This is a genomic window from Niastella soli (genome assembly GCF_017742245.1).
In the GTDB taxonomy this organism is placed as follows: domain Bacteria; phylum Bacteroidota; class Bacteroidia; order Chitinophagales; family Chitinophagaceae; genus Niastella; species Niastella soli.
Map to the genome: position 1 here is coordinate 464898 of NZ_JAGHKO010000004.1, position 12073 is coordinate 476970.

At 47.2% G+C, this 12073-nt stretch carries 2 protein-coding genes; both read right to left on the reverse strand.

What is annotated here, in order from left to right:
- Nucleotides 1–2 precede the first annotated feature (2 nt).
- Nucleotides 3–9749 (reverse strand): SpvB/TcaC N-terminal domain-containing protein, encoded by a 9747-nt coding sequence (locus J7I42_RS16825; protein WP_209140005.1) that lies wholly within the window; start codon nt 9747–9749, stop codon nt 3–5.
- Between the two features lie 65 nt (nt 9750–9814).
- Nucleotides 9815–11800 (reverse strand): T9SS type A sorting domain-containing protein, encoded by a 1986-nt coding sequence (locus J7I42_RS16830; RefSeq protein WP_209140006.1) that lies wholly within the window; start codon nt 11798–11800, stop codon nt 9815–9817.
- Nucleotides 11801–12073: the final 273 nt, after the last annotated feature.

The following is a 12073-nucleotide window of genomic DNA, read 5'->3' on the forward strand; positions in this document are numbered from 1 at the left end:
TTTTATTTTTTCTTTTTTTCGTAAAGCTGGTCAATTAACGCCTGACCTAATTTCACCCGGTCGTTGTAATTCCCAAAGTTAAAGGTCTTGCCGCCTTCAAAATAATCTTCCATTACTTTCTTTATTGCACTGGGGGCAAATGCGGCTCCCATTGAACCATTTATTGATTTCATGATCGCTTTCATATCCGCCCCTGGGTTTTCTTTCTGATATTGGCTAATAAAATCCTGCACTTTTGTTTGCTCAAACTGAACCAATGCATAATCCAGCGCTTTTCCGCTCAGGCCTTTCAGTGATACCTTCGCACCGTTGGCATCGGTAAAGTTTTTATCGAGATTTCCTGCTATCAGGCCTTTGGCATTGTCCATATTGTGACTGAACAGGTACTTATTCCCTTTCGACAGGAAATCGTCGGCAGCATCGGACAAATACCACATATTAATACCTTCCGCAGCACCTACCGCATTCCATTGGGTCACTATGGCCGCGGCCGCAAACCATTTGCTTTTACCTGCTAACTTTTCATCGGCCCATGAATAATAATTATTTCTTTCGCTGATGCTTGTATAAGCCCAGGCATTTCCATGGGAAGTATTGTAGTTTGCAGCTTTAGAAAATGATTCAGGATCTGTATAGCCAATGATAGAATTATCACCATGAACATAATACCATTGAGACGGCTTTAACTTAGGCCAGAATAACCTGTTAATGAGCCCTTCTGTAACAGGTACTCCTTCCCGTCCATCGGCATCAAATACCAACACCGGGTTATTACCCATAGCGGCATAAGGCGACCATTGCGGATGTTTATGCGCCAATGGATCTACACTTTGCCACAAGCTTGTTCTGGGGTCATAATACCGTGCTCCATAATAATACAATCCTGTTTCTTCATCCAGTTCTTTTCCATTGAAAAGATACGGGGTGCGATCGGTGTTGCTGTGTTCCTGCACAAATGTTTCGCCAAATGGAAAGTATTCCATGTGTTCATACACTTCACCCGATGCATCGGTCACATAACCGGTGCTTCCTAAATGATCGGGATGATAGTAGTACAGGAAGTTATCGTCGGGGGTATTACCACTGTTACCGCTGTTATCATTCTTGCCATTCTTGTAATGCCCGTATGCATAATGATTGCCCTTATTGGATGGATCGGCATTGCTGTTATTGTTGTTACTGTTATTATTGATACCAGTGGCATTGCCATTATTGCCCCGCGCATCTTTCCCCGTAACAGCATCATTTGCATTGCCGTTGTTCTGCAATGTTTGCTGGTCGCGGCTGATGCTTTTCAGCAGCTGTTGTTCTTTTTTGGTGAAGGTGGTGGTATCGCCAGCATCATCGGCTGATACCTGCTTGTCCCAATTGTGTTCCAAACGGGTTGCCACGCGTTGCGTGCCTATAAAATAGTGATTGGAGTATTGCCCGCTTTGCACTACCAGGTATGGGTTTACATACACGGTGAAATTGCCTACACCACCCGAGCTGCTGTTGAGACTTCCATTCACAAACGTCGATTGCCCGGAACCCTGTCCCTTTAGTACCCTTTCACCAGCCGCATCATACACATAGCTATTGAGCTGCCCATTCACCGATACACTACGCAGGTGATTTTCTTCGTCCCAGATCATTTTTTGCCGCTGGCCTGTTTTATCATCAGTCCAGCCGGTTATATTACCATTTTCATCGTAGGTATAGGTTTGGCTGCCAATATGCGTAGCGGCATGCGGTTGTTTTGCTCCGTACGAATAGGAGTTGTCGTAGGTCATTTTCTTCTGCGGGATCCATTTATTTCCTCCCGGACCATTCGATTTATCGCTTGTTTGCACCTTACGGGTAATGCTTCCTACGGTATTATATTCCATAGTAAGGCTAAAGCGGTCCTGTTCATTAGGGCCTTTATAATAACCGGTGGCTGTAGACAAGCGATACAGATCGTCGTATGTATAATTATATTCTGTAGCGCCGCCCATCAATTTGTTACCGGGCACCGGCGCGTTGTTAACCAGGCTAAGGATATTATCCATCTTATCGTAGCTGTACACATTGTCCATGATACGCCGGCCGTTACCTGTAGTGGTCAACAGGTTTTCCAAACGCCTGCGTTGCGGGTCAATCGTATAGCTGGTTTGGGTACCATTGCCAAAGCCTGCAAACACCCTTGATTCAAACTTATCGTACCCCAGTTGCTGTACGTAGCTGGTTATGCTTCCAGACCGGTTGCCACTCATAGAGGCTAACAGTCCTCCCTCGTTATAATTGAAACTCACTACTTCGCTGTCAGGATAGATCATTGAAGTAAGCCTGTTCCAGGTGTCATAATTCCATTGGGTCACAAAGGTGCGCCGGCCAAAGTTGGGAATAACGATGGTGCGCACATTCTTTATGGTTTCACCAAACGGCCCAAAGAAATATTCCTGGGCGCCGGCAGCGTCTTCCTGAAGATAGATCTTGCCCGCGCGGTTAAAGGCTGCACCGGGCGCGCCATAGGTATTATGTAAATTGTTCTCGGGGTTATGCGGATACCTGATATCAGTTATCCGGTTAAAGTCGTACTCGTAGGTAATGGCATCGCTGTCTTTTTGCAGATTGGCGGTTACCATTTTAATCATATTGCCAGCCCGGTCATAGGTATACCGGGTCATGCCCTCATCAGGGTGGGTGGTACTGATACGACGTCCAATAAGGTCATATTGCATGGTTGAAACAGTACCAATATTGTCTGTAGCCGAAACCGGCTGCTTCATGGGGTCAAATGTAAAGCTGGTCCAAACATCACCTTTACCTGTAATACTTCTTTGAGACGTTACCAATCCCTGTACGCTGGTAAACTGTTCCATTATTTTTCCATTCGCATCCTCGGTCCTTGTACTGAACTGGTTTTGATTCAGCCGGTCGTTCCCAAAACCATAGGTATACCGCGTTACCGAACCATCGGGCACGGTAATGGTAAGCGCCCGGTTCATTACATCATACGTGGTACGGGTTGGCGTTATATTATCAAAGTTCTTATTGAAAACACTTTCTGTGCCTTTGTCTTCCAAAATGGGGTAATACACGGCTATTTGCCGGCCCAGTCCATCGAAAATTATCCTGCCCGAAACGATCATTTGTTCTTTATCCTGTTTGCCTTTGCCCTGGTAAATGCTGGCATCTTTTTTTGTTTGCAACAGGCGGCCTAAACCGTCCATGAAAGTCACCGTTTCCATGTTGTTGCCCGTATATGCCGGATCATAATGCGCAGTATGTGCCCAGGGTATAGCGGCTTCGGGATGATAATCGAAACGGATGGTATATGGTACGCCCGCCGCCAATTCATACGGACCAGTTATTTGTGATACCCGGCCCAGATCATCGAGCTGGTACGTAACAGCCTGGTTATTGAGATCGATGGTCTTAACCTGCCGGCCAAACCGGTAATCATAAACCGCCTGCGAACTGTATCCATAACTGTTCGAGACCTTAGTGATAAATTGATGCACCTGATCGTCGAAAACATACTCATTTTTAAATCGCTGTCCTTTTGCATTGGGTGCACCGGTAGTGCTGATGAGGTTGCCATAATTGTCGTACTGCATATCCGTGGCAATTACACTGCCATCATCGAGGAACTGACGGATCTGTGTCACGTCCCCTGTTTGGGGATCAATGGTGCTTTCGCGTTTGCGATAAGTAGTACCCGATCCTGTTATCACGATCGACTTTGGCGAACTGATAATGTATTTGTCAGGAATATTGTAATAGGTAACCGTTGCACTGATATCATCGGCAGGGCCATCATCTGCGAAATCGGTATACTGTATAATATTACCCTTTGTATCATATTCAAACGTAACAGAGGTAGACTTTCCTGGTTGTGCCTGTCCTTCAAAACTAAACTCATCCGTTCTTTTCAAGGCAACAAAAGCAGCACCTGCATCATCGGTCTTATATGAATTGGGTAATACGGCCCCTGTATTAATGTCTTTCAATTCATAGGTACTGATCTTCTGTTTGTATTTCTTTCCATCAGCGCTTTGCATGAGTTCCGACAACACCCTTCCTTTCATGTAATAGTTATCATTGCTGTGGGTACTGGTAGCGATGGTGTATACGGCATTGTTACTAGCAGCATCGTGGCTTCTTGTATATACAGTTTTAAAACCATAGAAGTCGCGTTCATTACGATCGAAGTAACCGCCTTCATATCCAAAAGTGGTCAACGTGGTATCCGGGCCATCGCCTGGTAAACCATCATACACTTTCAAAGACGCCAGGGTCCAGATACTATTGGGCATGGCATAGGTATTTCCCTGCCGTTTGTAATCCATGGTGAACAGGGCACCCATTGGCAGGTTCACTGTTTTCAGCATATTGGTACGGCCAATAGTGGAGAGTGCTACCGTAAGGTTATCGTCTTTTGTTGAACTGGTATAATCAGGAAATCCATCTCCATTTACATCCTGCATTTTTATCAGCTCGCGGCTCATCCCATCTCCTACGTTTATACTGGGGTTAATGGTGAATTTAACACCAAACAGCACGAAGCCCACCGTAAAGGCCAGGTTGCCCGATTCAGTAGAGCTGCTGCTGGAACCCAATACATTGGCATTTGTCCAGTTGATGACGTTTGAACTAAAGCCATTGCCCGTATTAAGCCTTACCTGCAACGCCTGTGAACCAATGGTCACCAGGTCGGGCAGCCCATCACCGTTCATATCCTGCAGCGACTGTTTTGAATTATTATCTGAGCGTGATAAGCTAAAACCGATGTTAATACTGTTGTTGCCTTTCACAAAACCCAAACTACCGCCACCGCTTACTGATTTGCTTGATCCATCTTGTATTTGATCAAAACCCCAGTCTTCTTCGGCGGCAAAACCATAACCCAGGTTCAGTGCTACCAGGTGATTATCCTGGTTAACGCGATCGGGCAATCCGTCGCCGTTCATATCCAGATAGGAGAATGTAGCTTTATTGGTGCCATTTACCACACCTGCATTTCCACCAATACTGATCTTGCCGCTACCCGCATTTGTTTGCGCATTACCGGCATCCACTACCTGGTCGCCCGAAGGTGTTTTGCGAAAAATAGCAGTTGGGATATACGACGAGCCGGTGAGGCTGAGACCAAGGGTATTGGTACTTGTTTCCTGAATAACGCCACCTGCAGTTGTTCTGCCCGATAAACCACCTCTGGCATCGGTATACTGGATGTTCTTTTCACCCACCACATCAGGATAGCGGTCTCCATTCAGGTCCATAAAGTCGGTAAGTGTTTTTGAAGTAGCGTTTGAAACACTGGCGCTGCCTCCTATTCCACCGGCGCTGGCCCCCACGGTAAATGAGATGCTGGTCACTTTGCTCACTTTGTCAACAGCGGGCGAACCGGTACCGCTACCGGCATTGATCTGTAACAGGCTCACATCATCGGCACCCTGGCGGCTGCTGCTCATGTTGTTGCCCTTTACAAATACCTGCATGTCGTAACCACTCCAGCGTTGCTGGTTGGCATTGCCGATCAGTATAATGAAACGGTCTTGTTTTGGATCATAGGTTTGGGAAGGGGTGAGTTGATCACCGTTCTGCTGGGCAAGCGCGTCAGGATCTACGCCTTGTTTTTGTTGGATCTGGTCACTCGGCTTTAATTGGCTTTCGTCAATTGGTTGGTCCTCCCAGCCATTGTTGCCATTCCAGGCAAACTGCCCCCAGCCACGATAGAAACTGCCGAAAATAAGATCTTCCTCCCGGCCATTTTTCGGCACGGGCGACCATATGCCCGCTGTTACCTGAGCACTAACGTCGCCGCTCAAGGTAGCGGTAGCCGCTGTTATAGCAGCACCTAATACATCATTTGGCACATGGTATTCAAAATAAATATTGTCCTGGTTGTGAACACCAATATTCAACGCATAGTTACCGGTTTGAATAACACCGTTTATAACCTTTATGCTCACTTTACCCAATAATTTGCCCGGTGCTTTCACCGAGAAGAAGATAGTCCCTGTGCCCGTGGTACCATTCAACAACAACGGATCGATGCTCAGCTGTGGCATCACTGTCAAAGTATGCAGGGATGTATCAGCCAGGTTGACCAGATACGGCGTAGTGAGCTGAACCATGTTGGCCAGTATAGAATATCTGGCTACGGCATACGCTTTTATAGGCGTAACACTCAGATCGATACTGGGATCGTTGGCTGCCGTAAATGTCATAGCAGGCTGCCAGTCGGTATTTGCCCAGTCGATATTTGTTTGCGACGCTACCACAAAACTATACTGATCGGTATTGCTTACTGTAATATTGTTCAGGGAAATGGTTGTGTTTACCGCCTGACTGGCTGCATAGGTTTGTTTCCACAACGTATCTGTTCCGGTTGATGTAGTATGCAGTATTACCAGCATCACATCATCAGTAGTGACCGGTTTTTTAAATGGTCCGCTGATGGTCACCATCCCGTTGATGGGCGGTGTGAGCGTTTGGGGACTGCTGAGCACAAAATCTTTGGCTGCATCAAAATGGTATAATGTTTTTCCATTGGCATCGGCCACCTGTCCATCCTGACCCATATAATCGATCACGGGAACCCAGCTCACCGAATCATAAGAACCGTTTTCTATAGATCCGATCCGGAAATAAAGGCGATCGCCTTTTTGAACCTGCAGGCCATTCAGCCCTGTAGGTTGATGCACCGTGTAATCATCGGCGGCAATATTCTCACTCCACAATACTGTGCCTTTCAACTGCACGCTTGCTTTAACCCCGTCTGCCGGTGTAGCTATGCGGTCGGGGTCATTGCTTTGTAACAGTTGCACCGGTGCAGTAACATTAACGGTACCGCTGTAGGGAGCCTGCCACATTCTCACAATATCTTGCAAAGGATTGTTGTTGATGGCCTCCTGCCGTTCATTGGCCAGTTCAGCGGCATCAACCAGGTCCTTACTGATGGCAACCCCGGCAAAAACAGGACTTGGTGTGCCCGTACTGGTTGCCGTAAACGTGATGATGCCCGTGGTGGTATCGATATGGTTAAAATATACAGTTCCTTCCTTCACAATATCGACCAACTGATCACCATTGCCTTCGGTAAAATAGATCGTGGTTTTTGTGGTTGACTTGCCTAAATTGGCACCGGCCATTAATCCGCCCAGTGCATTGGCCTCCAACCCTACGGTATATCCCTGTGTTTTATCTTTCTGGAATACATTCAGTCCGGTGATGGCTATTTTGTTGCCAAAACTGGTTTTGCCTGTTACGCCACTCTGGTTAGGTCGATAGTACAGGCTGTTATTGCCAGCGTCGAGAAATAATTTATCAGGCAATCCATCGCCATTCATATCTACCAGCGCCAGCATACCCTGGCTTTCAGATTGAGAATAGGAAAAAGCCCCACCCACTGAATTGATCTTACTGCTCACATCGGCACCCAAACCAACCGATACGGTTACGCCGCCACTTACATCTTTCGAGGCCGTTCCGCTTAAGGCCGAAGCTTCATCAGTAAACCCACTGACATTGGTGATCATATGACCATGCACATTATCAGCTCCTATAAGCCAGCTTTGGGAACTGGCCAGCGGCACCAGCGTATTACCTGATGCCACATCGTTGTAATAATCAAAACTGTGCTGGTTGAAAAAATTGCCTGCGGCATCGTATTGACGAATGCTTTGCAGCAGTGTTTTATAGAACGCACCTTCTTTATAGGTTAGCTCATAATGACGGATGGTGGTGCCATCGAATTGGACATCTATCCGTTTCAACAGATCAGCTGTAACCTGTTTGAAGCCATTATTGGCGGTAATGGTCACATCTTTTCTACTGGTGTGTCCATCCAGCTCACGGTCTCTTTTGAACAATACGGTATATCTTCCATCCTGGCCATTGAAACCTGTATAGCTGATCTTACTGATATAGAGCTGAACGCCCATAACGGTACCACCTGCCACGCCGGCATCGGTCACTTTCGTATACTGGTAATGGATAAAATTACCCCGGAGGTCTATCGTCTTTTTCAACGCCCAATGCGCAATATTACCTGCCGCATCGCTTAAGGTATAGTTCTGGTCGGCGCCTGTTGCAGGATCACCGCCATAGAAAAACCGGGTCCCCTCTTTATCGGTCACTTCCCACCAATATGTTAGCGGACTGTTACCATGTCGGATGATCTTATTAAAACCCTGCTCTACCCGGGGGTAAAACTGCTTTTCCGCGGAACGGGTCACCAGGCTGCCTCTGTGGGCAACCGGACTTAACTGTTCGCCGCTCATGGTATAGGTCTCGGTTTCATTCTGAGCATCGAACCGGGGAGCGCCCCAACGCGTGTCTATGGTAACGCAGGGAACAGACAGGTCCCACCCTATTCCCAGCCAGCCATTTCCGGCGCCACTATTATAACTAACAGACAATTGTGGCTGCAACCCCGAACGCCCTGACGGGATCTCGATGGGATACCCCAGCGAAGCGGTACCCATGCTGCCCGCCTGAGGAGCCTGGATCATATTCACCGCATCACTCGGGTTTGCCGCTTTAATACCCTTCATGGAGTTGGAATTATAGGCTTCCACTTGTGGCGATTCGGGCACTTTGATAACCGCGTTGATCATATCGGTAAAATGCAACGTCCTTGAATGCACTTTACCTGTTAACACCGATACGCTGTCGCGGGAAAGGGGCATCCAATGCCCTTTTTTCTCATCAAAGTAGTAGGTGCGAATATCCTTCTCTGTATATCCCTCGGGAATTTTTGTATCGTCGTAGTCAAGGCTCAATTGGGCTCCTTTAGCAAAACGGGTACCATGAGGCAGAAACCGGAAACCTGCCCCCCGGGTCACGTTCACCATGCCCATATCCATAGCAGGCAGGTCTACTGCACGCAGCGCTGTAACCGAAACCAGGGCAGCTTCTTTCATCGCCCCTTTGGGAATAACAATTGTGGCGTTGCCGGCAGTAAGCAACCCGGCTTGCTTTTGCTGCAATAGTTTTTGCGAATGAACAACAGCTCCTTCGAGTTCAAACCGGTAGTCAACTTTTTGTTCATCGGTAAAACGAATAACCTGTGATCTTTTTTTGCCATCTGCATAGCTCACCTCGATCAGGGATTGCCAGTTGCCTTTGGCGTCAGCTGGCCTGTTAACAACCGCCTCAAATGCGCCCTTCCATACTCTGGCGGCCTTTCCATCAACAGTCACTGTCGTTTTCTTTCCGGTGCCGTTGATAAATCCGCTGATGTACCCCTGGTTTCCATAATAGGCCAGTGAAGGTTGTTTTATCACCAGCTTCCCGGCTTCTTCATCCTGCGCGGCTATTTCTATTGACAAATTTTTGATGCGATAACTGTAACCTGCTGCTTCGGGCAATGTAAAGCGAATGATGTTATCTCCCTTTTTTAACCAGGAAGTATTCAACTGCTCTTTTTGCCTTGCCCAGCCCTGTCTCTTTTTCACCAGGTATCCTCCTGTGGATAGCTGGTCGTTGATGCTGCGGCTAACTGCTGTATAGTCCTGCACCCCATCGAGGTCATACGTGAGCCACACGCGCTCGTTGCCTTTTAAGGATGTTGGCAGGTATACGTGAAATGAATTATCAGCGGGATTGTCTACTACAGTGGCCGCGTTCGCGCCAATGACGCCTTCCCGCTGCCGTGCATTATATTGACGACGGGAGCCGGAATTATTGTCGTTTCCAGGTGTTTTACCGTAGCTGAGCGTACCAATAGATAATACGATCAGCGAAATGGAAATATTTCGAATAAAATTAAAGCTCATTTGATAGGGATTAGGAGGATAAGGTTAAAAGGATTGGGATTATAGAATTTAGGTATTGTATTAGTTTAAAGGATCAACAGGGTGCGTGAATCAACCCCATCTTTGGTAACTACCATGATCGTATAGGTGCCGGCGGTAACCAGGTGGCCAGGGAAACGGTATTCTGTATTATTCTTACCCGTCATCTCCTGCACCTTGGTACCTTTTGCATCATAGATGCCCACCTTTACATTGGTTGCTTTCGGGAAAGACATGCTGATAGTAAAGTTGCCATCTATTGAAGGGGCTGGATATACCGAGATGTGTTGTACTGCCTTACCTGTTACCTGCACGGTGTCACTGAACACACAACCGGCCCTGCTGGTGGCCTTTACTACATACGTACCCGGTTGTTTTACGGTTACCTGGGGCGTTGTTGCGTTGAATCCATTCTCACAGGTCCATTGATACCCGGTTGCATCGCCGGGTGTAATATGTTGCGCTGCATCCAGCAACAACTCTCCGCCAGTTGGTAAAGCCAGGGTTGGCTCCAACCCGATCAGCAACCGCTGGGCAGCAGGCGCCGGCATTATCAGCGTACGCAGGCTTTGGTGTCCTTTATTGTCTTTCAGTACTACCCGGTAAGTACCAACACTTAGTTTGCTAACATCGACAGATGTGGTATTAAAGAACTTACCAGTTGACACCACCTCACCTTGCGTATTGGTAACCGTATAGGCATAAGGGCTTTGACCGCCTATTGCCTGTAATCGGGCACTGCCCGCCTGGGCAGATACACACGAAGGTGTATCGACCACGTTCAATTTCAGTAACAGGTCTTTGGCCACCGCCAAACCAAACAGATCCTTGCCCGACTGGTCGGCATCCCACTTTACATTGCGATACCTAATCTGACCATTGGCGTCAATGCTATCAGGAAAATAATAATCAAGACTATCTACCGGAAAACCGTCATAGGCCCCGCGATTCACCACCAACCAATATTTACTGTTTCCCAGCAATTGCTGGTTCAGTTGCACGGTTGTATTCAACCTATTGGTTGCAGCGCCGCTTGCATTCATCAACCATTGCCGGTTCAGCATTTGTAACTGACCATCGACTGTGGCCGATCTACCAAATGATTTATTGTTATCACCCCACACCAGGTAATTCCCATTGGTAAGGGTATCGGTATTGGCTGCATTAGTTGCTACGAATTGACCATTGCTGATAGCGAGCAAGCCATCCGGATCAATAGCACTGATCGATTGCTTTTGATGAAGGGAAAAGAAGTCTTCCCGGCCAAGCCCCGTCAGGCGATACCCGAAATCTTTATTTTTATCAGCATTCCACAACACCGATTCACCAGCACTCACATAGTTCCCACGGGTAAGCGGAAGACCATATTTGATCGCTAAATAAGTTTCGTATTGAATTTGCGTGAGCACATCGAGGCTACGGTCGAACACTAACAGTTCGGCAATGGTACCCTTAAAAGGCCGGGTATTGTTTTGAGTGGAACCGAACAACAGGTATGCATTCTCACTTAATAACGTGGTGGATGGCCAGTTTTGAATAACAGTGCTTAACAGGGCGTAGCCGCCGTTCACACCGATGTTATCCACGCTGCTATCCGGGCCCATAACCCGCCGGGTGGTCATCATCATTTTATGCGCCATGGCATTGCCTGCGCCCCATACGCCTGTTTCAACGGTATCTGCCGGCTGAAATACAGCTATCACTGTTACCGCAGCCATACTATCTACATTGCAGGGAATACTTAAAGAATCATTAAAGCCATTAAAACTAAAAGCGGGATTGTAATTGAGTGAGCTGTTCACACGCACGGGTTGTCCAAAGATCGAAGCGTCGTGGCCTTGCCCGGTAGCATCCTTCCAAAAGCCATTCAGAGCGCCGGTACTATCGGCCCGCAGCCACACAACAGGATAATCTGTAGTACTGAGGGATTGTGCCGAGGCATCAAGGCCGATCAGTAAAAATAAAGAAATGAAAGAGCGGAATAAATAACGGGGCAGGCAAACCGGTAACGGCGCCATTACTACGTTGTTCATTAGGGGTACGATTTAAGGTCTTGTTATCTGGTATATGATTAACATCGCTAATGTATGCCGCCAAAATCAAACATGCAAGACAATTGACAGAAAAAAAATATATACCCCGGAAAATATATGACTTTTTCTTGCTAAATAATTTGAGCATCTCCGTAAGCGGGGGCTGAGGTGTTTATTTTGGCACAATCCGGGAATCAACCTACGTAAAAACACTTATACTTACATGTAACAGGTAACATGTAAGAACATTCTAAATTTTGTCACCTCGGCGTT